19 protein-coding genes and 2 pseudogenes are annotated in these 24,344 nt (G+C 71.4%); 6 read left to right on the top strand and 15 right to left on the bottom strand.

The genetic code is table 11. The features are described from left to right. Positions 1 to 13: 13 nt before the first annotated feature. The gene (locus BM536_RS12965) at positions 14 to 271 is read right to left on the bottom strand and encodes a hypothetical protein (RefSeq protein ID WP_073491965.1); all 258 of its coding nucleotides are present in this window, start codon (positions 269 to 271) and stop codon (positions 14 to 16) included. A 410-nt stretch (positions 272 to 681) separates the two neighbouring features. On the opposite strand from BM536_RS12965, the pseudogene BM536_RS12960 reads away from it, so the two are divergent. Next, positions 682 to 867: pseudogene (locus BM536_RS12960) on the top strand (zinc ribbon domain-containing protein); the annotation flags it as partial. Between the two features lie 14 nt (positions 868 to 881). On the opposite strand, the gene BM536_RS12955 reads toward BM536_RS12960, so the two are convergent. From BM536_RS12955 to BM536_RS12905, 11 genes are all read right to left on the bottom strand, one after another. Continuing rightward, the gene (locus tag BM536_RS12955; protein WP_073491964.1) at positions 882 to 1,793 is read right to left on the bottom strand and encodes a DUF4429 domain-containing protein; all 912 of its coding nucleotides are present in this window, start codon (positions 1,791 to 1,793) and stop codon (positions 882 to 884) included. 95 nt (positions 1,794 to 1,888) lie between these two features. Further along, positions 1,889 to 3,658 (bottom strand): IucA/IucC family protein, encoded by a 1,770-nt coding sequence (locus BM536_RS12950; RefSeq protein WP_073491963.1) that lies wholly within the window; start codon positions 3,656 to 3,658, stop codon positions 1,889 to 1,891. Further along, complete coding sequence (locus BM536_RS12945) at positions 3,655 to 4,257, bottom strand: GNAT family N-acetyltransferase (protein WP_079274926.1); 603 nt, start codon at positions 4,255 to 4,257, stop codon at positions 3,655 to 3,657. The genes BM536_RS12950 and BM536_RS12945 overlap by 4 nt, the downstream gene beginning before the upstream one ends. Beyond that, positions 4,254 to 5,537 carry a lysine N(6)-hydroxylase/L-ornithine N(5)-oxygenase family protein gene (locus BM536_RS12940; protein WP_073491962.1) on the bottom strand — a complete coding sequence of 428 codons (1,284 nt, stop codon included), beginning with the start codon at positions 5,535 to 5,537 and terminating at the stop codon, positions 4,254 to 4,256. Before BM536_RS12940 ends, BM536_RS12945 begins: the two co-directional genes overlap by 4 nt. Further along, entirely contained in the window at positions 5,521 to 6,963 is a 1,443-nt protein-coding gene (gene desA / locus BM536_RS12935; protein WP_073491961.1) for a lysine decarboxylase DesA, read from the bottom strand. The genes BM536_RS12940 and desA overlap by 17 nt, the downstream gene beginning before the upstream one ends. Positions 6,964 to 7,138: 175 nt before the next feature. Then, positions 7,139 to 7,948 carry a siderophore-interacting protein gene (locus tag BM536_RS12930; RefSeq protein WP_094102948.1) on the bottom strand — a complete coding sequence of 270 codons (810 nt, stop codon included), beginning with the start codon at positions 7,946 to 7,948 and terminating at the stop codon, positions 7,139 to 7,141. 95 nt (positions 7,949 to 8,043) lie between these two features. Beyond that, positions 8,044 to 9,093 carry an ABC transporter substrate-binding protein gene (locus tag BM536_RS12925; RefSeq protein WP_073491960.1) on the bottom strand — a complete coding sequence of 350 codons (1,050 nt, stop codon included), beginning with the start codon at positions 9,091 to 9,093 and terminating at the stop codon, positions 8,044 to 8,046. A 698-nt stretch (positions 9,094 to 9,791) separates the two neighbouring features. Continuing rightward, a complete protein-coding gene (locus BM536_RS12920; RefSeq protein WP_073491959.1) occupies positions 9,792 to 10,952 on the bottom strand; it encodes an acyl-CoA dehydrogenase family protein in 1,161 nt (386 codons plus the stop codon). A 5-nt stretch (positions 10,953 to 10,957) separates the two neighbouring features. Continuing rightward, positions 10,958 to 11,896, bottom strand: a complete 939-nt coding sequence (locus tag BM536_RS12915) for a hydroxymethylglutaryl-CoA lyase (protein ID WP_073491958.1) — start codon at positions 11,894 to 11,896, stop codon at positions 10,958 to 10,960. Continuing rightward, a complete protein-coding gene (locus tag BM536_RS12910) occupies positions 11,893 to 13,842 on the bottom strand; it encodes an acetyl/propionyl/methylcrotonyl-CoA carboxylase subunit alpha (protein ID WP_073491983.1) in 1,950 nt (649 codons plus the stop codon). The genes BM536_RS12915 and BM536_RS12910 overlap by 4 nt, the downstream gene beginning before the upstream one ends. Positions 13,843 to 13,856: 14 nt before the next feature. Next, a complete protein-coding gene (locus BM536_RS12905) occupies positions 13,857 to 15,473 on the bottom strand; it encodes a carboxyl transferase domain-containing protein (RefSeq protein WP_094102947.1) in 1,617 nt (538 codons plus the stop codon). 99 nt (positions 15,474 to 15,572) lie between these two features. Between BM536_RS12905 and BM536_RS12900 the strand changes: the two genes are divergently transcribed. Further along, complete coding sequence (locus BM536_RS12900) at positions 15,573 to 16,175, top strand: SACE_7040 family transcriptional regulator (protein ID WP_073491957.1); 603 nt, start codon at positions 15,573 to 15,575, stop codon at positions 16,173 to 16,175. 4 nt (positions 16,176 to 16,179) lie between these two features. On the opposite strand, the gene BM536_RS12895 is transcribed toward BM536_RS12900, so the two are convergent. Continuing rightward, the gene (locus BM536_RS12895; RefSeq protein WP_073491956.1) at positions 16,180 to 16,818 is read right to left on the bottom strand and encodes a TetR/AcrR family transcriptional regulator; all 639 of its coding nucleotides are present in this window, start codon (positions 16,816 to 16,818) and stop codon (positions 16,180 to 16,182) included. Positions 16,819 to 17,204: 386 nt separating this feature from the next. Between BM536_RS12895 and BM536_RS12890 the strand changes: the two genes are divergently transcribed. The 3 genes and pseudogenes from BM536_RS12890 to BM536_RS12880 all read left to right on the top strand — a co-directional run bounded on the left by BM536_RS12890 (position 17,205) and on the right by BM536_RS12880 (position 20,280). Continuing rightward, on the top strand, positions 17,205 to 18,362 hold the full coding sequence (locus BM536_RS12890; RefSeq protein WP_073498514.1) for an acyl-CoA dehydrogenase family protein: 1,158 nt from the start codon (positions 17,205 to 17,207) through the stop codon (positions 18,360 to 18,362). A 35-nt stretch (positions 18,363 to 18,397) separates the two neighbouring features. After that, positions 18,398 to 19,270: an acyl-CoA thioesterase II gene (tesB, locus tag BM536_RS12885; protein WP_073498516.1), complete on the top strand. Its 873-nt coding sequence runs from the start codon at positions 18,398 to 18,400 to the stop codon at positions 19,268 to 19,270. 4 nt (positions 19,271 to 19,274) lie between these two features. Further along, positions 19,275 to 20,280: pseudogene (locus tag BM536_RS12880) on the top strand (cation diffusion facilitator family transporter). Here BM536_RS12880 and BM536_RS12875 read toward each other — a convergent pair. Together BM536_RS12875 and BM536_RS12870 are read right to left on the bottom strand one after the other, a co-directional pair. Then, the gene (locus tag BM536_RS12875) at positions 20,219 to 21,007 is read right to left on the bottom strand and encodes a phosphatase (RefSeq protein WP_073498520.1); all 789 of its coding nucleotides are present in this window, start codon (positions 21,005 to 21,007) and stop codon (positions 20,219 to 20,221) included. The pseudogene BM536_RS12880 and the gene BM536_RS12875 overlap by 62 nt on opposite strands. 103 nt (positions 21,008 to 21,110) lie before the next feature. Continuing rightward, a complete protein-coding gene (locus BM536_RS12870; RefSeq protein ID WP_094102946.1) occupies positions 21,111 to 22,664 on the bottom strand; it encodes a helix-turn-helix domain-containing protein in 1,554 nt (517 codons plus the stop codon). Between the two features lie 168 nt (positions 22,665 to 22,832). Between BM536_RS12870 and BM536_RS12865 the strand changes: the two genes are divergently transcribed. Beyond that, complete coding sequence (locus BM536_RS12865) at positions 22,833 to 24,293, top strand: sodium:solute symporter family protein (protein ID WP_073498522.1); 1,461 nt, start codon at positions 22,833 to 22,835, stop codon at positions 24,291 to 24,293. The last annotated feature ends 51 nt before the right edge of the window (positions 24,294 to 24,344 follow it).

Below are 24,344 nucleotides of genomic sequence, written 5' to 3'. Positions count from 1 at the left end.
CGGGGCCGGTCGCTCAGCCGTAGACCATGCGGCGCAGCTGACGGAGTGTCGGCTCCGGCGGTGCCACCGCCCGGTATTTCAGGTCCGCCGCGATCCGTTCGAAGATCTCCGCGTTGACCAGGCCCTGGGCCTGTAGCTCGCGGTGGCGGCGACGGACGTACTCCTCGGTCGTCTCGTCGAAGTAGGCGAGAACGTCCTGGATCACCCGTAGGGCTTCACCCCGGTTGAGGGAGGTGGAGCGCGTCAGATGATCAACGAGTTCGTCGTGCACCCGGTAGATCCTGGGGTACCGGCGAGAGTTTCGCAAGAATCCTGCCCGATTTCGGGCAGAGGCCTTCAGGGGGTCTTCCGCCTGTCTCCTGCCGACCAGGTGGCTCGGACGTGCGTGCGGGTGAACGCCGGTCGGGGGGGCGATGTCCGTGGGATCAGGGCATGTGTGTGCGGCCGTCGTGCATATGGTCCTGGGGAGGGCCGGGAACGGCGTGGCGTCCCAGGTGCGGACCGTGACGGGGGGCGAAATGGCGCAGGTGGGGGCGGTCGTCGAGGCGGGGCAGGCCCGGGACGGCTACCGGCTGCGCGTGTCGTCCACAGCCCGGACCGCCCTGGGGGCGGAGTGGGACCGGTGCCGGTGGGACGCCTCGTTCGTCGTGCCCGCCCAGGTCGAACCCCTGCCGCAGACCGGGCCGCGAGCACGGGCGGGACATCCGCCTCGTACCCCCCGCGTACACCACGATGGACTGCGCGCACTGCGATGCGAGAGCCCGGCATCGCCTGCCGCTGGGTGAGCGCTCCTACACCTGCACCGCGTGCGAAACCGTGTCCCCGCGGGACAAGAACTCCGCCCGCGTCATGCTCGTCCCGGCTGGTCCCCCCGGCTGGATTCACATGCGCTTGAGGACCGCCTGCTTGGCCAGCGTGAACTCCTCCTCCGTGAGCACCCCGTCGCGGCGCAGCTCGCCCAGCTCACGCAGCCGCCGCAACAACGCGTCATGGCCGTCCTCGGCGGGCGCGGCGGGCGCGGCGGACGGGGCGGGCCCGGCGGCGACCGCCTGTGGCGCGTCCGTGGGGGGCCGTACGGCTTCCCCGGGGGCCGAGGCCGGGTGCGGGAGCCTGGCCCGTACGGCGGCCGCGACCAGGGCCATCAGCGGGTCCTTCTTGAAGCCCCACAGCTCCACGGCGTTCGGGTCGTACTTCGCCGGGGTCTTCACCGGCACGCCCCGGACGGTGAAGCGCAGATGGCCGTTCTCCAGACCGGCCGACGGATACCACTCCACGTCCGTGATCTCGGTGACGGGCAGCGTGCGGGCACCGCCGGCGGCCTTGGCGTCCTCCGTCTTCCAGTTCCACTCCAGGCGCACCCGCTCGCCGTCGAAGCTCGCGGTGCCGTCCCCGGCGGACACCGACAGGGGGACGGACGGGCCCGGCAGCAGATAGGCGTCCACCGGACCGGCGGGGACCTGGTCCAGCAGCAGCGCGTTGCGCACCTCGTCGGCGACGTACTCGGCGACGCCGTACCGGTCCGACTCCACCACGAGCCGGTAGGGGTCGTGGGGTTCGGTGAGCCGGCCGCCGGTCGCCTGCAGCAGCGGACAGGCGCCGTCGCGCAGCCGCAGTCTGAGCCGTCCGGACTTCTTGCCCTGCTCGAACGATATGCCCGCCAACGCCCGCAGTGGCACGACGAGTTCACCCAGGGCCTTGCGGAGCAGACCGACGTTCTTGTCCCGCCCCGGCGTCAGCCGCAGGGCATCCCCGTCGAAGACCCAGGTGCCGTCCTTCTGGATGATTTCCGCCATGGGGGGATTGTTCCATCACCGGTTCGCCCCGGGCGGGGGAGGACGACGGACGCCCCCCGAGGACCGTACTCGGGGGGCGTCCGCCTGTCGGGGGATCAGAACCCGGCGAGGGGGTTCTTCAGGGTGCCGATCAGCTGGAGGGCGCCGGACGGGTCCGACAGGTCCACCATCTGCTTGTTGTCGCGTAGTTGGAGCCGGTTGAGGCAGGACAGCGGGAACTCGGGGGCGAACATGTCGTACTGCCGGAACTTGTCGGCGAGTTCGGGGTTCGCGTCCTGGTACTCGCGGGTGACCTCGGCGACCGTGCGCCAGAAGCCGTCCTCCTCCAGGATTCCCTCGGCGGCCAGGTCGGCGGCGAGGAAGCGGAAGAAGCAGTCGAAGACGTCCGTGAAGATCGACAGGAGCTTCGTGTTCTCCGGGACCTCGACCCGGATGCGCCGCACCTCGGGCGGCAGCACCGCGTCCGGGTCCATGACGGCGATCTCCTCGGCGATGTCCTTGTAGACCGCCCGCTGCACGACGCCGTCCTTCAGCACCAGGATGGTGTTCTCGCCGTGCGGCATGAAGACCAGGTCGTAGGCGTAGAAGCTGTGCAGCAGCGGGGTGTAGTACGCCCGCAGGTAGTGCCGCAGCCACTCGGCGGGGGCCAGGCCCGACCGCTCGATCAGGGCGCCGGCCACCGACCTGCCCTCGTGGTCCACGTGGACGAGGGCGGCCATCGTGGCGAGGGACTCGCCGTCCCGCAGGGAGGGGACGGGGCTCTCCCGCCACAGCGCGGCCAGCATCTTGCGGTACGGCGAGTAGCGGTCGGTCGCCGCCTCGTACTCCAGGTGCCGGTAGCCCACGGCCGCCCGCTCCCGGATGATCGACAGCCCCGTCGACTTCAGCACCGGGTCGTTGTCGATCAGCTGGGCCAGCCAGTCGTTGATCGCCGGGGTGGCCTCCATGTAGGCCGCCGACAGGCCGCGCATGAAGCCCATGTTGAGGACGGACAGCGCCGTCTTGACGTAGTGCTTCTCGGGGGCGGACCTGTTGAAGAACGTCCGGATGGACTGCTGCGCCAGGTACTCGTCGTCGCCCTCGCCCAGGCACACCAGGTTCCCGCGGGCGACCTCGGCGGCGAAGGTGACGGTGAGCTTGTTCCACCACTGCCAGGGGTGGACGGGGATGAGGAGGTAGTCGGCCGGGTCGAGGCCCCGCTCGCGCAGTACGCCGTCGAAGCGCTCGACGGTCTCCTCGCCCAGCTCCTGCCGGACGAACGACTCGTAGTCGATGCCGACGCCCGCCGTGAACGCGGCCCGCGACCGGTGGGCGGCCAGCCACACCAGGCGGACCGGGCTCGCGGTCTCCGGCGCGTACGACAGGTATTCGTGGACGCCGAAGCCGAGCCGCCCGTTGTTGGCGACGAAGCAGGGGTGGCCCTCGGTCATCCCGGTCTCGATGGCCTGGAAGCCGCCGTCCACCAGTTCCGCGGCGGTGATCTGCGGCTTGGTGAGCTTGTAGCAGGTGCCGGAGAGGGTGGAGGAGATCTCCTCCAGGTAGACCGGCAGGATCTCGTCGCTCAGCTCGAGCGTGCTCTTCAGCTCGATGAGGAAGTCCAGTGCGGCGAGCGGGAGTTCGGCGCCGTCACGGGTGCGGGTGATCGAGTCGGCGTCGATCTGCCAGTGGTCGAGGGCACGGCGCACGGCGGTGAAGCGGTAGTACGTCAGGCCGTCGTCGCTGCGGACGACGTACCCCCCGTCGGTGCGTTCGGGGGTGATCAGCCGCTCGTGCGCGAACTCCGCGAGGGCCTTGCGGACCAGCAGGCGGTTGGCCTTCTCCCAGCGCTCGGGGGAGAGGTGGGACACGGCGTCGGTGAGGCTCACGCGCCCACCCCCGTGGCCGCGACGAAGCTTTCCCGTGTGCAGAAGCTGAGCAGCGCCGACTTCTCCGGCTTCTGGATCTCGCGCTCCGCCACGAACCCGACGGCCTCGTTCAGAGCGTGCACGGCCTTGTTGGAGACGTCGGGCTCGACCACGACCCGCTCGGTGGCCGGGTCCGCGAAGAGGTGGGCCATGACGGCGGTGATGACCGCGCGGGTGAAGCCGTGCACCGGCCGGTCGGTGGGGGCGACCAGGAAGTGCATGCCGACATCGCCGGGCCGCGGCTCGTACAGGCCGACCAGCTCGCGGTGGCGCGGATCGTAGTACTCCATCAGGAAGGCCGGTACGCCGTCGTGCAGCCCGAGCAGGGCGTGGTGGTGCTCGTCGGCGGCGATCTCCATGTAGGCGCGCTCGACGTCCACGAGTTCGGCGTCCTGCATCATCCAGAAGGCCGCCTTGGGGTGCGTCACCCAGGAGTGCAGCAGCTCGGCGTCCTTGAGGGGGTCGAGGGGGCGGAGGGAGAGACGGCCCACGGCCGCGTCGGAAGGGGCGGCTTGAAGCGCCTCGTTGAGGGCGGTGGTGGGCGACGGGTGGGCGCTCATACGCTGAACTCCTGGAACGCGATGGTCTTCTCGACCGGGTAGTACTCGGCGCCGAGCAGCTCGCGGATGATGTAGCTGTTGCGGTAGGCGCCCATGCCGAGGTCCGGGCTGGTGATGCTGTGCGTGTGCACGCCCGCGTTCTGCAGGAACACACCGCGGCCGGTGGTGTCGATGGTGTAGTTGCGGGCGACGTCGAAGTTGCCCTGGGAGTCGTAGCGCAGTCTGTCGCGGACCGGCTTCAGGAACTCGGGCTCGGCGTACCTGTAGCCGGTGGCCAGGACCAGGCCCTGCGAGGACAGCTCGAAGTCCTTGCCCTGCTCCTCCTGGCGGAAGGACAGGGTGTACGTGCCGTCCTCGTACCGCGCGCCGCGCAGTGCCGAGTTGGTGAGCAGACGGGTGGGCACCGGGCCGCCGAGGTTCTTCTGGTAGAGCAGGTCGAAGATCTCGTTGATGAGATCACCGTCGATGCCCTTGAAGAGGCCCTTCTGCTCGGCCGTGAGCCGGTAGCGGGTGGCCTCCGGCAGCTCGCGGAAGTAGTCGACGTACTCGGGGGACGTCATCTCCAGCGTCAGCTTGGTGTATTCGAGGGGGAAGAAGCGCGGCGAGCGCGTCACCCAGTTCAGCTGGTAGCCGTGGACGTCGATCTCGCTGAGCAGGTCGTGGAAGATCTCGGCGGCCGACTGGCCGGAGCCGACCAGCGTGATCGACTCCTTCTTCTGCAGCTCCGCCTTGTGCTCCAGGTAGCGGGAGTTGTGCAGGAAGTCGCCGCCCAGGTCCGCGCAGGCCTCGGGGACGTACGGCGGGGTGCCGGTGCCGAGGACCAGGTGACGGGCGCGGAACTCCTCGCCGGCCGTGGTGCCCACGACGTACAGCCCGGCGCTCTCGTCGTACGTGACCTCGGTGACCGTCGTCGAGAAGCGCACGCTGCTCAGTTTGTTCGCGGCCCAGCGGCAGTAGTCGTCGTACTCGACGCGCAGCGGGTAGAAGTTCTCGCGGATGTAGAACGAGTACAGCCGGCCCTTCTCCTTCAGGTAGTTGAGGAAGGAGTACGGCGAGGTCGGGTCGGCGAGGGTCACCAGGTCCGACATGAACGGTGTCTGGAGGTGCGCGCCGTCGAGGAACATGCCCGCGTGCCACTCGAAGTCGGGCTTCGACTCCAGGAAGACGCCGTCGAGTTCGTCGATGGGCTCGGTCAGACAGGCGAGCCCGAGATTGAAGGGGCCGAGCCCGATCCCCACGAAGTCGTGGGTCGCGGCGGGGTTTTCAGGACGCGCGGTCAAGGGACTCTCCCAGGTACTGCTCGGCGTGGCCGGCGATCAGATCCAGTACGGCGGCCATGTCGTCGACCGTCGTCTCGGGGTTGAGCAGGGTGAACTTCAGGTAGTGGCGGCCGCTCACCTTGGTGCCCGCGACGACCGCGTCACCGGAGGCGAACAGGGCCTTGCGGGCGTACAGGTTGGCGCGGTCGATCTCGGCCGGATCGGTCACGGCCCGCGGGATGTAGCGGAAGACCAGGGTGGACAGCGAGGGCTCGACGACGACGTCGAAGCGCGGGTCGGCGGCCAGCAGTTTCCAGCCCTCCACCGCGAGGTCGCAGACCTCGTCGAAGAGCCGGCCGATGCCGTCGGCGCCCATCGTGCGCAGCGTCATCCACAGCTTGAGCGCGTCGAAGCGGCGGGTCGTCTGGAGGGACTTGTCGACCTGGTTGGGGATACGTTCCTGCACCATGCGGCGCGGGTTCAGGTACTCGGCGTGGTAGGTGGCGTGGCGCAGCGTGGCCGCGTCCTTGACCAGCACCGCCGAGGAACTCACCGGCTGGAAGAAGGACTTGTGGTAGTCCACGGTGACGGAGTCGGCGTGCTCGATGCCGTCGATCCGGTCGCGGTACTTCACCGAGGCGAGCAGGCCGCAGCCGTAGGCGGCGTCGACGTGCATCCAGGCGCCGAACCGCTCGCACAGCGCGGCTATCTCGGACAGCGGGTCGATGGAGCCGAAGTCGGTGGTGCCGGCGGTGGCGACGACGGCCATGGGGACGAGGCCGTCCTGCGCGCAGCGCTCCAGCTCGCGGGCGAGGGCGACGGTCTGCATGCGCTTGTCGTGGTCGACGGGCACGCAGACCACGGCGTCCTGGCCCAGGCCCAGCAGTTGGGCCGACTTCTTCACGCTGAAGTGGCTGACCTCGGAGGCGAAGACGCGCAGCTTCTCCAGGGAGTCGGTCTTGGCCTCCTCGCGGGCGAGGAGCAGCGCCTGGAGGTTGGACTGGCTGCCGCCGGAGGTGAACACGCCGTCGGCGGCGGGGCCGAGGCCGATGCGGGCGGCCGTCCAGTCGACCAGTTTCCGCTCGATGAGGGTGCCGCCGGCCGACTGGTCCCAGGTGTCCAGGGAGGAGTTGACGGCGGACAGGACCGCCTCGCCGAGCACGGCCGGGATGACGACCGGGCAGTTGAGGTGGGCGAGGTAGCGGGGGTGGTGGAAGTAGACCGCGTCCCGGAGGTAGACCTCCTCCAGCTCGTCCAGCACCGCCGTGGTGTCACCCAGCGGCCGGTCGAGGTCGATGCTCTCGATGCGGGGGGCGAGGGCGTCGGCCGTGATGCCGGTGAACGGACGGTCGGTGGCGGCGAGTTTGGCTGCCACCCGCTCGACTCCTTCGGTCACGGTGCGGCGGTACCGCTCCGCGTTCGTGTCATTGAGCAGGTGCGAGCGCATCGTGGGGGTCCTCCGGGATGGGGACGGGTCCGCCGCGGGGACGGACGCGGGATCGGAGCCTCGGATTCAACTTAGGTTAGCCTAACCTAAGTAAGGCGGTCGGATCTCACACTTCGCCGTGATGGTGATCACGTCACTGCCCGCCGGTCAACCAACCCGGCGGGCACGGTCGTTGCTACTCGGCAGCGCGCAGTTGTTCCTCGGTCATGCCCTGGCGCCAGTACCCGACGAAGGTGATCCGCTGCCGGTCGATGCCGCGCTCCCGCACGAAGTGCCGGCGCAGCGCCTTCACGGAACCCGACTCGCCGGCCAGCCAGACGTACGGCCGCGCGGCCGACGGGAGTTCGGCCCCGCGCAGGGCGTCGAGGGAGGTGCCTACGGTGAGCCAGGTGATCTCGGCGTCCGCCGCGGTCACCAGGTCCTGCGCGTCGCGGGGGTCGTGCACTTCCAGCCACGCCCGGACGCGTCGTCCGGCGGGCAGCGACTGCAGGATCGACGCGATGGCCGGGAGGGCCGTCTCGTCGCCCCACAGCAGCACCAGGTCGGTGTCCTGCGGCGGCCGGAACCGGATCGCCCGGTTGTCGGCGACGGCGGGCCCGAGCAGGAGCACCCGGTCACCGGCGCGCGCCCGGCCGGCCCACGCGGAGGCGGGCCCGGCCGGGGTGTGCAGCACGAAGTCGACGTCGACCTCGTCCGGATCCCGGCGCAGCTCCCGGAGCGTGTACGAACGCATCACCGCCCGTACGTCGTCCGGCAGTTCGCGCCAGCCCTGCCACCAGCCGTCGCCCAGCTCGACGGGAACGGCCGGCGCGTCCTGTCCCGGATGCGGCAGGAACAGCGACAGCGACTGGTCGTAGCCGTCGGAGAAGAAGTACCGGAGGTCCTCCCCGGCGAGAGTCACCCGGACCAGGGACGGGCCGAGCCGCCTCGTCCGCACGACGTGGAGCGAGAAGAAACGGAACGGGGCGGCAACGGCCGTGGTCATGCGGGCTCCTGACGTGTGGGGAGGGACAGGCGGCCTTCTCGGGGGCGTGCGGCTGGGCCGGCGTACGGCTCACCCACGCCCCCCGGTCACCCTTGTCAGGCGACCTTCTTCGCCTTCTCGAGCGCCTCGGCGAGGGTCTCGAGGAGCGGCACGCACTTGTCGTAGGACAGGATCGGCTCGGGCGAGCGGGAGATGACCTGGCCGGCCTTCACCGCGGGGAGCTGCTTCCAGGTCGGCTTGGCGATGTCGGCCGGCTGGATCGTCGAGGAGCGGTCGTCCATCATGATGATGTCGGCCTGGTACTTGTCGACGTTCTCCCAGCTCAGCGACTCGTACCAGCCGCCGCCCTCGGACTTGGCGCTCTCCGGCGGCTCGATGAAGTTCACGCCGAGGGCCTTGAAGTACTCCAGGTCGATGGAGAGGTTGGTGCCGGAGACGTAGAACAGCTGGTCGCTCGCGGAGCCGGCCATGACCTTGATGTCGGGCTTGGCCTTGGCGGCGGCGCGCAGTCGGGTGGCGGCCGTCTCGAAGCGCTTCTTGGCGTCGGTGACCTCGGCGGCGGCCATGTCCGCGCCCAGGGACTCGGCCAGCTCCCACATGCGCTCCAGCGGAGCGGTGATCTGCCGGTCGTAGACGGAGACCGCGACGCTCGGGGCGAGCTTGGCGATCTTTTCCTTGGAGGCCTCGGGGACGTACCAGAGGGTGCCGGCGCTGTCGAACGTCGTGGAGATGAGCACGTCCGGCGCGAGGGCCGCGTACTTCTCGACGTTGAACTCGTCCCAGACGTTGCCGATGACCTCGACCTTGGTGACGTCCATGTCGCCGGCCTGGACATCGGCCTTGCCATCGGTGGTCCTGGTCGGCCCGAAGACGCCCTTGACCTGGATGCCGTAGTCGTACAGGGCGGCCGCGACGCCGGTGAACGCGACGATGTTCGCCGGGATCTTGTCGAGCTTCACGGTGGTGCCGCGGTCGTCCTTGAACGTCCAGGGACCGGACTTGGCGGCGGCACTCTCCGTCGACTTCGAGCCACCGCTCCCCGAGTCGTCGTCCCCGCAGGCCGTGAGCACGGCACCGAGGCCGAGGGCGCCACCAGCGGCGAGGATGCCGCGACGGGTGAGGTGATTGGCTCTGGCGTTGGGCATGAGTGTGGCTGCTTTCGAACGGGGCGGATCACCGCCGGACAATTCGAAGGTAGGTTAGCCTAACCTCAGATCTTGTCCAGGGGGTGGGGGCGCCCGACCCTGTTCATGCAAGGCCATCACGTCCGCCGGATCCGGTCAACCATGCGCTACGACAGGCCAGTTGACCGTAAATCGCTGCTTGCTGAGACTTCGTCGATTGTTTGATGCTCCGCACGGGTGAACGGGTGAACGGGTGAACGGGGCACGGGCGCACGGGCGCACGGGCGCACGGGCCGGTTCCTCTGCCCGACCCGACCCGACCCGACCCGAGCCGACCTGACCCGCCCCGACCCGACTGCGGCAGCTCGTGAGCGGCGACACCCCGACTACGGCGCTCGCGTGCACACCTGCGGCAACTGCGCCCCGGACGCCGTCCGGGCCGTCGGCGACCACCTGCCGGGCGTCGCCGAGACGCGCGCCCCGACGGCGAGCGGCGAGCGCCCCGTCGGCGAGCGGCCAGCGGCCAGCGGCGCGCGGCCCTCACCGCCCTCACCGCCGCCCTCGCGGCACTCGGGACCGTGGCGGACCCGGTGCGGGACCCGATCGAGGGACTGTAGGACCCGATCGAGGGCCTGCGGGGCCTGATCGAGGGACTGCGGGGCCTCCTGGGCGGCTGACGCCCCGCCGGGCGTCCCGAAGAGGGGCGGCCGACGGGCGGGTCAGCCCACCAGCCCCAACTCCCTGGCGATCAGCATCCGCTGGACCTCGCTCGTCCCCTCGCCGATCTCCAGGATCTTGGAGTCCCGCCACATGCGGGCGACCGGGTACTCGTTCATGAAGCCGTAGCCGCCGTGGACCTGGGTGGCGTCGCGGGCGTTGTCGACGGCGACCGTCGAGGAGTACAGCTTCGCCAGGGCCGCCTCCTTCTTGAAGGGTTCACCGCGGACCAGACGGGACGCCGCGTCGCGCCAGGCGAGGCGGGCCGTGTGGGCCTTCATCTCCATGTCGGCGATCTTGAACTGGATCGCCTGGTTGGCGCCGATCGGGCGGCCGAAGGCGTGCCGCTCCTTCGCGTACTTCACCGACTCGTCCACACAGCCCTGCGCGAGACCCGTCGCCAGCGCCGCGATGGCGACGCGGCCCTCGTCCAGGATGCGCAGGAACTGGGCGTAGCCACGGCCCTTCTCGCCCAGCAGGTTGGCGGCGGGCACCCGGACGTCCGTGAAGGACAGCTCGCGGGTGTCCGAGGCGTTCCAGCCGACCTTGGAGTAGGGCGCGGCGACCGTGAAGCCGGGGGTGCCGGACGGGACGACGATCGCGGAGATCAGCGGCCTGCCGTCCGGCTTGCGGCCCGTCACCGCGGTGACCGTGACCAGTCCCGTGATGTCCGTGCCCGAGTTGGTGATGAAGCACTTCGTGCCGTTGATCACCCACTCGTCGGTGTCCGGGTCCAGCCGTGCCGTCGTACGCGTCGCGCCCGCGTCGCTGCCGCCGTCGGGCTCGGTCAGGCCGAACGCGCCCAGGATCTCGCCGGAACACAGCCGCGGCAGCCACTCGCGCTTCTGCTCCTCGGTGCCGAAGAGGTGGATCGGCATCGCGCCCAGCGACACCCCGGCCTCCAGGGTGATCGCCACCGAGGAGTCGACGCGGGCCAGTTCCTCCAGCGCGATGCCCAGCGCCAGGTAGTCGCCGCCCATGCCGCCGTACTCCTCGGGGAACGGCAGCCCGAACAGGCCCATGCGGCCCATCTCGCGGACGATCTCGTACGGGAACTCGTGCCGCTCGTAGAAGTCGCCGATCTTCGGCGCGACGACGTCGTGCGCGAACTGCTCGACGGTGCGCCGGAGTTCTTCCAGCTCGGGACTGAGTCGGTGGTCCATGGGGGTCACTCCTGGTGGGAGAGGGCTCGTACGGTGCGGGACGGGCTGGGTCGGCCCAGTCGGTCGGCCATCCACACGCTGGTGGCGGTGAGACGGCCGAGGTCGACTCCGGTGTCGATGCCGAGGCCCCGCAGCATCCACACGAGGTCTTCGGTGGCGAGGTTGCCGGTGGCGGATCTGGCGAAGGGGCAGCCGCCGAGGCCCCCGGCCGAGGCGTCGACCGTCGTGACCCCGTGCTCCAGCGCCGCGAGGGTGTTGGCGAGCGCCTGGCCGTAGGTGTCGTGGAAGTGGACGCCGAGCGACGAGGTGGGTACGCCCTGCTCGCCGAGGGCCGTCAGCAGTGCCTTGACGTGTCCCGGCGTCGCCACCCCGATGGTGTCGCCGAGGCTCAGCTCGTCGCAGCCCATGTCGATCAGGGCCCGGCACACCCGCACGACCTGCGGGACCGGGACCGCACCCTCCCACGGGTCCCCGAAGCACATGGAGAGGTAGCCGCGCACATGTACCCCGTCGGCCTTGGCCCGCTCCACCACCGGGTGGAACATGGCCAGCGACTCGTCCACCGTGCGGTTGAGGTTGGCCTTGGCGAAGGACTCGGTGGCGCTGGCGAACACCGCGACGCGGGTCGCTCCCAGCGCCAGCGCCCGGTCCAGCCCGCGTTCGTTCGGCACCAGCACCGGCAGCTCCACCGGCAGGCCGGACAGCAGGGGGAACAGCTGTTCGGCGTCGGCGAGCTGCGGCACCCACTTGGGGTGCACGAAGCTCGTCGCCTCGATCGTGGTCAGCCCCGCCTCGGCGAGCCGGTGCACGAACTCGGCCTTGACCTCCGTCCCCACGGCGACCTGCTCGTTCTGCAGGCCGTCGCGCGCGCCGACCTCGTGGATCCTGATCCGTGTGGGCAGGCCGGGCGCGGGCACGGTCATCGGCAGTCCTCGCACGGTCATCCCTCCTCCTCGTGCGGCGCGATCACGGCGAGCACCTGGTCCATGGCGACGGCCGTGCCCGCGGTGACGTCCAGTTCGGCGACCGTGCCGGCGTGCGGGGCGGAGATGACGTGCTCCATCTTCATCGCCTCCACCACCAGCAGGCTCTGGCCCGCCGTCACCTCGTCGCCGACGGCGACCTTCACCACCGTCACCGTGCCCGGCATGGGCGCCGTCAGCGAGTCGGCGCCCGCGTGCGCGGCCCCGGTCAGGGACGCGGCCACCGGGTCGTGGTCGCGCACCTGCCAGGCGTCCCCCTCCCGGCCCAGCCAGTCACCGGCCCGGTGGAAGGTGTGCCGGACGCCGTCGAGAGTGACGGCGACCCGGTCGTCGGTGACGGCGTGCGTGCCGCGGACCGAACGGGTGACGGGTTCGAGTCCCGGCACCCTCAGGGGGAACGCCACCGGCCGGTGCTCCCCGCCCAGCCGCCACCCGCTCGGCACCGAGAAGGGATCCGTCCACCCCGGCCCGGACGGCCTCGACGCCTCCAGCCGGACGGCCACGGCGGCCTCGTAGACCTCCTCCGGTACGTCGGTGGGGACCAGGTCGTCCATGACTCGCTCGACCAGGCCGGTGTCCAGCTCACCCGACACGACCGCCGGATGGGCGAGCAGCCGGCGCAGGAACCCGGCGTTCGTCGGCACACCCAGCGTCACCGTGTCCGCGAGGGCGGCCCGGAGCCTGCGCAGCGCGGTGGCCCGGTCGGGGCCGTACGCGATCACCTTGGACAGCATCGGGTCGTACAGGCTGCCGACCTCGGTGCCCTCGGTCAGCCCCGAGTCGGTGCGCACGCCCTCGCCCTGCGGCTCGCGCAGCCTCAGCACGGTGCCGCCGGACGGCAGGAACCCGCGCGCGCCCTCTCGCACGGACACGGTCTCGGCGCACACGCGTGCCTCGACGGCGTGCCCGGTGAGCTTGATGTCGTCCTGCGTGTACGGCAGCCGCTCGCCGGCCGCCACCCGCAGCTGCCACTCCACCAGGTCGATCCCGGTGACCAGCTCGGTGACGGGGTGCTCCACCTGGAGACGGGTGTTCATCTCCATGAAGTAGTACGCCTTCGGGTCCCCGCCGGGGACGATGAACTCCACGGTGCCCGCGCCCCGGTAGCCGCAGGACAGGGCCGCCTGGACCGCCGCCTCGCCCATGCCCGCGCGGGTGGCCTCGTCGAGGAGCACGCTGGGCGCCTCCTCGATGACCTTCTGGTGCCGGCGCTGGAGGGAACACTCGCGCTCGCCCAGGTGGATCACCCGGCCGTGGCCGTCCGCCAGGACCTGGATCTCGATGTGCCGCGGCCGGTCGATCCACCGCTCGACGAGGAGCGTGTCGTCCCCGAAGGAGGCGCGGGCCTCACGGCGGGCGCCGGCGATCTCCTCCAGGAGGCGGTCCGCCTCCCGCACCAGCCGCATGCCCTTGCCGCCACCGCCCGCGGAGGGCTTCAGCAGCACGGGCAGGCCGATCTCCCGCGCCGCGGCGGCCAGTTCGGCGTCGCCGAGCCCGCTGCCGGTCGATCCCGGAACCACCGGGACGCCCGCCGCCCGCACCGTCTCCTTGGCGCGGATCTTGTCGCCCATGAGGGAGATCGCCTCGGCCGGCGGCCCGATGAAGACGAGCCCGGCGTCGGCGCACGCGCGCGCGAAGTCGGCGTTCTCCGCGAGGAAGCCGTAGCCCGGGTGGACGGCCTGGGCGCCGGTGCGGGCGGCGGCCTCCAGCAGCCGCTCCACCGACAGATAGCTCTCGGCGGCCGGCGCCGGACCGATCCGTACGGCGGTGTCGGCCTCGCGGACGTGCCGGGCGTCGGCGTCCGCGTCGGAGAAGACGGCCACCGAGCGCACGCCCAGCGCTCGCAGGGTGCGGATGACCCGGACGGCGATCTCGCCCCGGTTGGCCACGAGGACTGTGTCGAACATGGTCGTGAAGCCCCTCACATCCGGAAGACGCCGAACTGGGGTTCACCCAGTGGCGCGTTGGCACAGGCGGTCAGGGCCAGACCCAGCACCTGGCGGGTGTCCAGCGGGTCGATGACCCCGTCGTCCCAGAGCCGGGCGGTCGCGTAGTAGGCGTTGCCCTGACGCTCGTACTGCTCCCGGATCGGGTCCTTGAACGCCTCCTCCTCCGGCGCGGGCCACTCCTGGCCGCGCGCCTCCAACTGGTCGCGCTTGACGGTGGCGAGGACGGAGGCGGCCTGCTCACCGCCCATCACGGAGATCTTGGCGTTCGGCCACATCCACAGGAAGCGGGGGGAGTACGCCCGTCCGCACATCGAGTAGTTCCCGGCGCCGTACGACCCGCCGACCACGACCGTCAGTTTGGGCACGCGCGTGCACGCGACCGCGGTGACCATCTTGGCGCCGTGCTTGGCGATGCCCCCGGCCTCGTAGTCCCGGCCGACCATGAAGCCGGAGATGTTCTGCAGGAACAGCAGCGGGATGCCGCGCTGGTCGCACAGCTCGATGAAGTGGGCGCCCTTCTGGGCGGATTCGGAGAACAGGATGCCGTTGTTGGCGACGATGCCGACCGGGTGGCCGTGGATGCGGGCGAAACCGGTGATCAGGGTCTGCCCGAACTCGGACTTGAACTCCGCGAACCGGGAGCCGTCGGTGATCCGGGCGATGATCTCCCGCACGTCGTAGGGGGTGCGGGAGTCGACCGGGACCGCGCCGTACAGCCCGTAGGGGTCGGCCTTCGGCTCGACGGTGGGCCGCACCTCCCAGGGGAGCGGACGGCGGGCGGGGAGGGTGGAGACGATGGTGCGCACGATGCGCAGGGCGTGCGCGTCGTCCTCCGCGAGGTGGTCGGTGACGCCCGACACGCGCGCGTGGACCTCGCCGCCGCCCAGTTCCTCCGCGGTGACGACCTCGCCGGTGGCGGCCTTCACCAGCGGGGGACCGCCGAGGAAGATCGTGCCCTGGCCGCGCACGATGACGGCCTCGTCGCTCATCGCCGGGACGTACGCCCCGCCCGCCGTGCACGAGCCGAGCACCGCCGCGATCTGGGGGATGCCGGCGCCGGACATCCGGGCCTGGTTGTAGAAGATCCGCCCGAAGTGCTCGCGGTCCGGGAACACCTCGTCCTGCATGGGCAGGAAGGCGCCGCCCGAATCCACCAGGTACAGGCACGGCAGGTGGTTCTCGAGGGCGACCTCCTGGGCCCGCAGATGCTTCTTCACCGTCATCGGGTAGTAGGTGCCGCCCTTGACGGTGGCGTCGTTGGCCACGATCACGCACTCGCGGCCGCTGACCCTGCCGATCCCGGCGATCACGCCCGCGGCCGGCGCCTGCCCGTCGTACAGCCCGTCGGCGGCGAGGGGGGCCAGCTCCAGGAAGGGCGAGCCGGGGTCGAGGAGGGTGTCCACCCGCTCCCTCGGCAGCAGCTTCCCGCGCGCGGTGTGCCGGGCCCTCGCCTTCTCACCCCCGCCGAGGCGGGCGGCGGCGAGCTTGCCGCGCAGCTCCTCGACGAGCGCGAGGTGGGCCCTCTCGTTGGCCCGCCAGGCCTCCGACGCGGGGTCCGCCGCGCTGGTCAGCTCCGGTGCCTGCTCCATACCTTGCGGTCCCCTCACGGCCAGTGGTCGACTGTTAATGAGCGTTAACCATTTCCATCAGGTTAACGAGCGCTAACCTCGATGTCTAGAATTGTTTTCATGGCCACCAGAACCGACGCCCCCACCCGCCGCGAGCAGATCCTCAAGGAGGCCGCGCGGCTGTTCGCCGAACGCGGGTTCCACGGCGTCGGCGTGGACGAGATAGGAGCCGCGGTCGGCATCAGCGGACCCGGCCTCTACCGGCACTTCCCCGGCAAGGACGCGATGCTCGCGGAGCTGCTGGTCGGGATCAGCGGCCGGCTGCTGACCGGGGCGCGGCGGCGGTTGCAGGAGGCCGACGAGGTCGGGGGCGAGGCGGTCCTCGACTCGCTCATCGAGGGGCACATCGACTTCGCACTCGACGACCGTCCCCTCATCACCCTGCACGACCGCGAGCTGGACCGCCTCCGCGACAGCGACCGCAAGCTGGTGCGGCAGTTGCAGCGGCAGTACGTCGAGCTGTGGGTGGAGGTGGTCCGCGGGGTGTACCCGGCGCTGACCGAACCGGCGGCCCGGTCCGCCGTGCACTCGGTGTTCGGGCTGCTGAACTCCACCCCGCACCTGGGGAGGGCGGGCTCCCTCCCCGGCCGGGGAGCCACGGCGGACCTGCTCCACCGCATGGCGAGGGGTGCCTTCGGCTCGGCGGCGGAGGCGGAGGCGTAGGGGGTCAGTCGCCGAGACTCTCCAGCTCGGCGGCGAAGAGCAGCGCGGGATCGAAGCCCATCCCGGCGAAGTGGCCCGCCAGCTCCAGGGACAGCGCGCCGTGCAGCCGGGTCCAGAAGGCGAGGGCCCGCCGCAGGGCCGGGGGCGGGGCGGGGTGGCCGTCCGCCCACTCCCGGTGCTCGGCCAGATGCGCGTCGAACGGCGTCTCCGCATCGCCGCCGGGCAGCGCGGCGAAGGCGTCGAGCAGGCGGGCCATGATCTCCGACGCGATGGCGGTGATGTCGTCGGGCGCGTGATAGCCCGGCACGGGCGTGCCGTAGAGCAGGAAGTACCGGTGCGGATCGGCCAGCGCCCACGCGCGCAGGGCGTGCGCCAGCGAGGCGACGTCGCCGTCGGCGGCCCGGACGGCATCGGCCAGGCTGCGGTACGCGTCCCTGATCAGCTCGGTGATCAACTCGTCCCGACTGCCGAAGTACCGGTACAGCGCCGGCCCGCTCATCCCCATCTGCCTGGCGATCGCGTTGAGCGACAAGGCGGAGGCCCCGGCCGCCGCGATCTGCCCCCAGGCCCGCTCCTTGACCTCGGCCCGCACCTGGGCCCGGTACCGCTCACGGGGCGTCTCGGTGCCTGCGGTTCTGGCCATGGGGTCCCTTCCGGGGCGGGGCGGCTATAGCTGCAAGGGTTTGTTAGAGGCTATCAGGGGCAGCTCGGAGGGCTTGGTTCCCGGGGTCTTGGGTGCGGGCGTGCGGGAGGGGGGTGAGGCGGCCGGAAGGTCCGGGGTGTGTGGGAGGGGTGAGCGGCCGGGAGCCCTGGGGTGACGCTCACGTCTCACCCACCGAGTCCGGTAGGTCGGATGGGCAACGTTCCGGGGGTGCGGGGGCGGAGCCCTCGCCGCGGTCCGGGGTGGCGTCCCGGGGTAGGGGGGCGTGACGAGCGTTACCCCGTACCCACCCTGGACGCACCCCGTACTCGCCGGTACGGTGAATGAGCAAGCGCTTAGACAGGGCCGATGTACGTGGAGGTGGCGGCGTGCGCCGTACGGTGTTCAACGAGGATCACGAGGCATTCCGGGAGACTCTTCGCGCCTTCATCGAGGCCGAGGTCGTCCCCGTCTACGACGAGTGGTTCGCCGCCGGCCAGGCCCCGCGGGAGTTCTACTACAAGCTCGGCGAGCTGGGCATCTTCGGGATCAACGTCCCCGAGGAGTTCGGCGGCGCGGGCCTGGACAGCCACAAGTTCGAGGCCGTCCTCTACGAGGAGACCGCCCGCGCCGGCGTCCAGTTCGGCGGCTCCGGCGTGCACGTCCTGCTCGCCCTGCCGTACCTCAAGATGCTCGCCACCGACGAGCAGAAGAAGCGCTTCCTGCCGAAGTTCGTCTCCGGCGAGGAGATGTGGGCCATCGCGATGACGGAGCCGGGCACCGGTTCCGACCTCGCGGGCATGAAGACCACGGCCAAGCTGAGCGAGGACGGCACGCACTACGTCCTCAACGGCTCGAAGACCTTCATCACGGGCGGCGTCCACGCCGACAAGGTGATCGTCTGCGCCCGCACCTCCGCCCCGACCGCCGAGGACCGCCGCTTCGGCATCTCCCTCTTCGCGGTGGACACCAAGTCCGAGGGCTACTCCATCGGCCGCAAGCTGGACAAGCTGGGCCTGCGCACCTCCGACACGGCCGAGCTGGCCTTCGTCGACGTGAAGGTGCCCGTCGAGGACCTGCTCGGCGAGGAGAACAAGGGCTTCTCCTACCTCGGCCACAACCTCGCCTCGGAGCGCTGGGGCATCGCCTTCGGCGCCTACGCCCAGGCGAAGGCGGCCGTCCGGTTCGCCAAGGAGTACGTGCGGGAGCGCACCGTCTTCGGCAAGCCGGTCGCCCACTTCCAGAACACCAAGTTCGAGCTGGCCGCCTGCCAGGCCGAGGTGGACGCGGCCGAGGCGGTCGCCGACCGCGCCACGGAGGCCCTCGACGCCGGTGAGCTGACCCCCGCCGAGGCCGCCAGCGCCAAGCTGTTCTGCACCGAGGTCGCCCACCGCGTCATCGACCGCTGCCTCCAGCTGCACGGTGGCTACGGCTACATGAACGAGTACCCGATCGCCCGCCTGTACGCGGACAACCGCGTCAACCGCATCTACGGCGGTACCAGCGAGATCATGAAGACGATCATCGCCAAGGACATGGGTCTGTAAGCCGGCCGCAATTACTGCCCGGTACAACAGTTCCCATGAGCCAGGCACTACAGGATCTCCTCGATCTGCTCGACCTCGAGCAGATCGAGGAGAACATCTTCCGCGGCCGGTCCCGGTCCGCCGTCGTCCCCCGCGTCTTCGGCGGTCAGGTCGCGGCCCAGGCGCTGGTCGCCGCCGGGCGTACGGTCCCCGAGGACCGGCACGCCCACTCCCTGCACGCGTACTTCCTCCGCATGGGCGACCCGGGAGCGCCCATCGTCTACACCGTCGAGCGCATCCGCGACGGCCGCTCCTTCACCACCCGGCGCGCGGTCGCGGTCCAGCACGGCCGGCCGATCTTCACCCTGTCGGCGTCCTTCCAGACGTACGAGGAGGGCCTCGACCACCAGACCCCGATGCCCGCCTCCCCGGATCCGGCGACCCTGCCGACCTCCGAGGAGCGCCTGCGGGGCTACGACCACCTCCCGCGGGACGTGGTCGAGCGGTTCCTGGAGGCCCGGCAGGCCATCGACCTGCGGTACGTCGAGGAGCCGCCGTACGGGAGTTTCGGTGAGCCGCGCGAGCCGCACAGCCAGGTCTGGTTCCGCACCAACGGCAAGCTCGCGGACGACCCGCTGCTGCACGTCGTCCTCGCCACCTACGTCTCCGACATGACCCTCCTGGACTCGGTGCTCCTCGCGCACGGCCGCGGCGGCTGGGCGGTCGGGGACGTGGTCGGGGCGTCGCTGGACCACGCGATGTGGTTCCACCGGCCGTTCCGGGCCGACGAGTGGCTGCTGTACGACCAGGAGTCGCCGTCGGCGCACGGCGGCCGCGGCCTCGGCCAGGCCCGCATCTACACGCAGGACGGACAGCTCGCCGTCTCGGTGATCCAGGAAGGTGTGGTGCGCGTCCCCCGGGAAGACTGACGGCATGGCCACAGCGGAGGAACAGGGCGGCGGCGAGAGCACCTTCACGGTGATCGTCGCCGCCGTCGCCAATCTCGGGATCGCGCTCGCCAAGGCGGTCGCCGGCGTGATCAGCGGATCCAGCGCGATGCTGTCGGAGGCGGCGCACTCCGTCGCCGACACCGTCACCGAGATCCTGCTGCTGACCGCTCTCAGACGCAGCGGGAAACCGGCCGACGAGGACCACCCCCTCGGCCACGGCCCCGAGCGCTACATCTGGGCCCTGCTCGCCGCCGTCGCCACCTTCGTCGGCGGCGCGGTGTTCTCCCTCTACGACGGCGTCCACACCCTCGTCGAGGGCGAGGAACTCGGCGATCCGCTCGTCTCGTACATCGTCCTCGGGGTCGCCTTCCTGCTGGAGGGCTACTCGCTGCGGACGGGACTGCGGCAGGCCCGCGGCGAGGCGGCCCGCCTGAAGGCGCCCTTCCGCCGCTACCTCCGGTACACGCCCGACACCGCCGTGAAGGCCGTCGTCCTGGAGGACTCCGCCGCCCTCGCCGGCCTCGTCCTCGCCGCGGGCGGCCTGCTCGGCGGGCAGCTCACCGGCTCCGGCGCCTGGGACGGCGCCGCCTCCCTGTGCATCGGCGCCCTGCTGCTGTACGTCGCCTGGGTGCTCGGCCGCTCCAACGCCGAACTCCTCATCGGCCGCCCGCTGCCGAAGCCGGTGCGGGAGCGCATCCGAGCCGAGCTGCTGGAGTCCGCGCACATCGTGGCCGTACTCGAACTGACCACCCTCGTGCAGGGCCCCCGCGAGGCCCTGGTCGCGGCGAAGGTGGACTTCCGGGACGTGTCCACCGCCGCCGAGATCGAGGGGGCCTGCGAGCGGGCCGAGGCCCGGCTGCGGGAGGTCTTCCCCGAGGTCACCCGCGTGTACCTCGACCCGACGCCGGGGCGGGACGGCCCGCCGTCCTAGAGGAGTCCCGCCTCCGCCAGCAGGTAGGCCGTCATCGGGTCGTAGTGGCGGGGGCTGAGGACGTGGTCGTCGAGGGGGACCGCCACCTGGACGGTGCCCTCCGACTCGGCGAGGAACAGCGCGGGGTCGTTGCAGTCGGCGTATCCGACGGAGTCCACGCCGTGCTGTCCGGCGTAGCCCGCCCAGCCGTGGTCGGCGACGACCAGGTCCGGCAGCGGGCGGCCCTCGCGCTCCAGGGCGGTCAGGATCGCCTTCATCGGTTCGCCCGAATGGGTGTGCCACAGGGTGGCGCCGTGCTCCAGGACCGCCACCTGCGCGAACTGCATGACGTATCCCTCGTCCGTCCGGAGCCCGTCCGGGATGACGACGATCTCGCAGCCGGCTCCGCGCAGCGCGTCCGCGGTGGCCCGGTGCACGTCCAGCAGACCGCCCGGGTGACCGGTGGCGAACAGCACCCGCTGCCGGTCCTCGGCGGCCTTGCGCAGCCGCCCGGCGAGCCGCTCCAGGCCGTCGACCGTCAACTGGGGGTCGATGGTGTCCTGGCCGTAGCGGTACTCGGGGTCGTCGTTGACGCCGACCCGCTCCGCCATCACCGCGAGCACGTCCTGCTCGTCGGTCCAGCGGTCGCCGAGCTCCAGTCCGAGCCAGAAGTTGCGGACGCCGTTGGCCAACTGGCGGTAGTGGGAGAGGTTGTTCTCGCGCGGGGTGGCGACATCACCCGCGATACGGGTCTTCACAAGGTGCTCGACGAGTTCGGCGCGGCTGGGTGTCCCGGGTATCGGCATGGTTTCCATTGTGGGGCAGCGGCCGGTGGGAGTCTGCGGTGTCCCGGACGCTGGGACGCGGGTCACGGGCCCTGGCCACGCACGGTGCCGGCCTTCGCCGGACTCACCGTTGGCGCAGGGCGAACCACAGCTCCATCCGTACGTCCGGGTCGTCCAGGTCGGTCCCCAGCAGGGCGGCGCAGCGCGCGATCCGCTGCCGCACGGTGTTGCGGTGCACGCCCAGCGCCACCGCCGTACGGTCCCAACTGCCGTGCAGCGACAGCCAGGTCCGCAGGGTGTCGGCGAGGGTCTCGCCGAGGGGGGCGAGCAGCGTACGGGCGTGCGCCGCGGCCTCGTCCGGCGGCACCAGGTCGGCGAGCGCCGGGCGAGCGCCGTGCCGGACGAGAGGCGCGCGGGTGGCGCGGGCGCGGGCCAGGGCGCGCCCCGCACGGGTGTCGGCGGCCGGCCAGTCGGTGGGGGCCACGGCCTCGCTGACCCCCAGCGTCCAGCCGGGCTGTGCGAGCGGCTCCCGCTCGCCCGGCACCAGCACCCGTACGATCCCGTCCCCGAGGTCGACCAGGGGCGACCCGAGCGCGGCGCCCAGCGCGGACGCGGCCACCGCGTCCGGGCCCTGCTCCTCGGGCCGCCCGTGCACCACCTGCCACCGCTCCCCGCCCAGCAGTGGGGCCACGGATTCCGGCGGGGCCCCGAGCAGCAGCCGTACGAGGGCCGAGGAGCGGGCCGCCTCCGTGCCGCCGCGATGCTCGCCGGTGAGCAGCGAGAGCAGGACGGCGGCGACGGAGGCGATGGTGTGATCACCGGGTTCGCGGCGGGCGGCGGCGACCCCCAGGACGAAGCCCCGGCCGGCCCCGAGGGCGTACGCGGCGAGATGGGTGCCGCCGGTGGTGTCGGTGGCGGAGGCGGGGGCGGGGCGGCTGCCCGGCCGCACGACCCGCGCCAGCTCCGCCAGCGCCGGCCCCACCTCGCTCCCCGGTTGCGTCCCCGCCGCCGCGATCTCCGTGCCCTCCGGCCCGTACAGCACCGCCCGTCCGCCCACCCGCCGGGCCAGTTGCCGCAGCACCGACGGCACCGGGTCCGGGCGGGAGGCGGCGGCGGCGAGGCTCTGCTGGGCCTCGGTGACCCGGCGCAGCTCGGCGTGCCGGGCCTGGGCCATGAGCTGCCAGACCGCGCGGGCCACGCCGGAGAAGGTGGTCCGCGGCGGGACCTCCAGAAGCGGCAGCGCGTGGGCATCGCAGGCGGCGACCAGGGCGCGCGGCACGGTGTCGTGCACCGGCGCCAGGCCGAACCCGAGCGCCGCGCCGCCCGCCGCCACGATCCGTGAGACGTAGTCGTCGAAATAGTCCCCCGCTCCCGACCGCGCTCGACCGGGGGCACCCCCGTCCGATCCCGCCGCCTCCGATCCCGCCGCCTCCGGAATGTGCACGCCGGCCGTCAGCAGCAGCTCACCGCCCAGCAGATACGGGTACGGGTCGGCCATCTCCGAGGTGTGCGCCCAGTGGACGGCCAGACCCGGATCGCGGGGCCCGGCGATCTGGCGCAGGGCCAGGTCCTCGCGGGCCAGCAGGGAGGCGAGGGGCACGGGCGGAGTGGGCGGTACCGGCGGTGGCGGTGGCGTGGACGGAACCGTGGGCTCCGGCATGGTGTGCGTTCCTTCCATCCCATACGGCTCCAGTGGATGAAACGTACACTTCGCAGTCGCTTTCCGGCCACCTAGGGTCGTCCCGACCGGAGGCCGCGGGTACGGGCGGATGTCCCCGCGCACAGCCACCGGTGACGTACCGACCGCTTGCACGACACGCCACCGAGAGTGCGAAGGAGGCCCCACATGGCCGTCGACTACATCGTGATCGTCGTCTATCTGGCCGGGATGCTGGTCATGGGCTGGTGGGGCATGCGCCGCGCCAGGTCCAAGAGCGAGTTCCTGGTCGCGGGCCGCCGGCTCGGCCCCGTCATGTACTCGGGCACCATGGCCGCGATCGTCCTGGGCGGCGCGTCCACCATCGGCGGCGTCGGCCTCGGCTACCAGTACGGCCTCTCCGGCGCCTGGATGGTCTTCACCATCGGCCTCGGACTGCTCGCCCTGTCGGTGTTCTTCTCGGCCCGCATCGCCCGCCTGAAGGTCTACACCGTCTCCGAGATGCTCGACCTGCGCTACGGCGGCCGGGCGGGCGTCATCTCCGGGGTCGTCATGTGGGCGTACACCCTGATGCTCGCGGTGACCTCGACCATCGCCTACGCCACGATCTTCGACGTGCTCTTCGACATGGACCGCACCCTCGCGATCGTCCTCGGCGGCTCGATCGTCGTCGCCTACTCGACGCTCGGCGGCATGTGGTCGATCACGCTCACGGACATGGTGCAGTTCGTCGTCAAGACGGTCGGCGTTCTGCTCCTGCTGCTGCCGATCGCCGTGGTCAAGGCGGGCGGCTTCGCCGAGATGAAGGCCGAGCTGCCCACCGAGTACTTCGACCCGCTCGGCATCGGCGGCGAGACGATCTTCACGTACGTCCTGATCTACACGTTCGGCATGCTCATCGGGCAGGACATCTGGCAGCGGGTGTTCACCGCGCGCGGCGACCGGACGGCCAGGTGGGGTGGCACGGTCGCGGGCACCTACTGTCTCGCCTACGCCCTCGCCGGCGCCGTCATCGGCACCGCGGCCAGGGTGCTCTACCCGGACCTGGCCTCCCCCGACGACGCCTTCGCGACCATCGTCAAGGACGAACTGCCGATGGGCGTGCGCGGACTGGTCCTCGCGGCGGCCCTCGCGGCCGTCATGTCGACCTCGTCCGGCGCGCTGATCGCCTGCGCGACCGTCGCCAACAACGACATCTGGGCACGGCTGCGCGGAGCGGTCCGGCCCTCCGACGGGGAGCACGACGAGGTCAGGGGCAACCGCGCCTTCATCCTGATCATGGGTGTCGGGGTGATCTGCACCGCCATCGCCCTCAACAACGTCGTCGAGGCGCTGACCGTCGCCTACAACCTCCTCGTCGGCGGCCTCCTCGTGCCGATCCTCGGCGGACTGCTGTGGCGGCGCGGCACCGCCCAGGGCGCCCTCGCCTCCGTCGTGGTCGGCGGCGTCACCGTCATCACCCTCATGGCCACCCACGGCATCCTCGCCAACGAGCCCGTCTACTACGGCCTGCTGTCCTCCCTCGCGGCCTACCTCGCCGTCTCCCTGGCGACCCCGGCCACCGACGCCGCCGTCCTCGCCGCCTGGCGCGACCGGCTCGCCGGCCGGGATCCCGAACTCGTGTCCGAACCCGTCCCGGCTCCCCAGTAGAGTCGTAGCCAGTGGTACAGAGCAGTACATACGCGACGACGCGTAGGAAAG

Origin of the sequence: Streptomyces phaeoluteigriseus (genome assembly GCF_001896135.2) — a bacterium.
GTDB classification, from domain to species: Bacteria; Actinomycetota; Actinomycetes; order Streptomycetales; family Streptomycetaceae; genus Streptomyces; species Streptomyces phaeoluteigriseus.
Note: the sequence above shows the minus strand (reverse complement) of the source record. Positions and strands in the feature narration are given on the sequence as shown.

Excerpts from the sequence above, each read along its gene's own strand:
- BM536_RS12925 (WP_073491960.1), bottom strand. The coding sequence starts at position 9,093 with ATGCCCAACGCCAGAGCCAATCACCTCACCCGTCGCGGCATCCTCGCC.
- BM536_RS12920 (WP_073491959.1), bottom strand. The coding sequence starts at position 10,952 with ATGGACCACCGACTCAGTCCCGAGCTGGAAGAACTCCGGCGCACCGTC.
- BM536_RS12910 (WP_073491983.1), bottom strand. The coding sequence starts at position 13,842 with ATGTTCGACACAGTCCTCGTGGCCAACCGGGGCGAGATCGCCGTCCGG.
- desA (WP_073491961.1), bottom strand. The coding sequence starts at position 6,963 with ATGCGCTCGCACCTGCTCAATGACACGAACGCGGAGCGGTACCGCCGC.
- BM536_RS12915 (WP_073491958.1), bottom strand. The coding sequence starts at position 11,896 with ATGACCGTGCGAGGACTGCCGATGACCGTGCCCGCGCCCGGCCTGCCC.
- BM536_RS12895 (WP_073491956.1), bottom strand. The coding sequence starts at position 16,818 with ATGGCCAGAACCGCAGGCACCGAGACGCCCCGTGAGCGGTACCGGGCC.
- BM536_RS12945 (WP_079274926.1), bottom strand. The coding sequence starts at position 4,257 with ATGAGCGCCCACCCGTCGCCCACCACCGCCCTCAACGAGGCGCTTCAA.
- BM536_RS12955 (WP_073491964.1), bottom strand. The coding sequence starts at position 1,793 with ATGGCGGAAATCATCCAGAAGGACGGCACCTGGGTCTTCGACGGGGAT.
- BM536_RS12930 (WP_094102948.1), bottom strand. The coding sequence starts at position 7,948 with ATGACCACGGCCGTTGCCGCCCCGTTCCGTTTCTTCTCGCTCCACGTC.
- BM536_RS12905 (WP_094102947.1), bottom strand. The coding sequence starts at position 15,473 with ATGGAGCAGGCACCGGAGCTGACCAGCGCGGCGGACCCCGCGTCGGAG.
- BM536_RS12870 (WP_094102946.1), bottom strand. The coding sequence starts at position 22,664 with ATGGAAGGAACGCACACCATGCCGGAGCCCACGGTTCCGTCCACGCCA.
- BM536_RS12900 (WP_073491957.1), top strand. The coding sequence starts at position 15,573 with ATGGCCACCAGAACCGACGCCCCCACCCGCCGCGAGCAGATCCTCAAG.
- tesB (WP_073498516.1), top strand. The coding sequence starts at position 18,398 with ATGAGCCAGGCACTACAGGATCTCCTCGATCTGCTCGACCTCGAGCAG.
- BM536_RS12865 (WP_073498522.1), top strand. The coding sequence starts at position 22,833 with ATGGCCGTCGACTACATCGTGATCGTCGTCTATCTGGCCGGGATGCTG.
- BM536_RS12875 (WP_073498520.1), bottom strand. The coding sequence starts at position 21,007 with ATGCCGATACCCGGGACACCCAGCCGCGCCGAACTCGTCGAGCACCTT.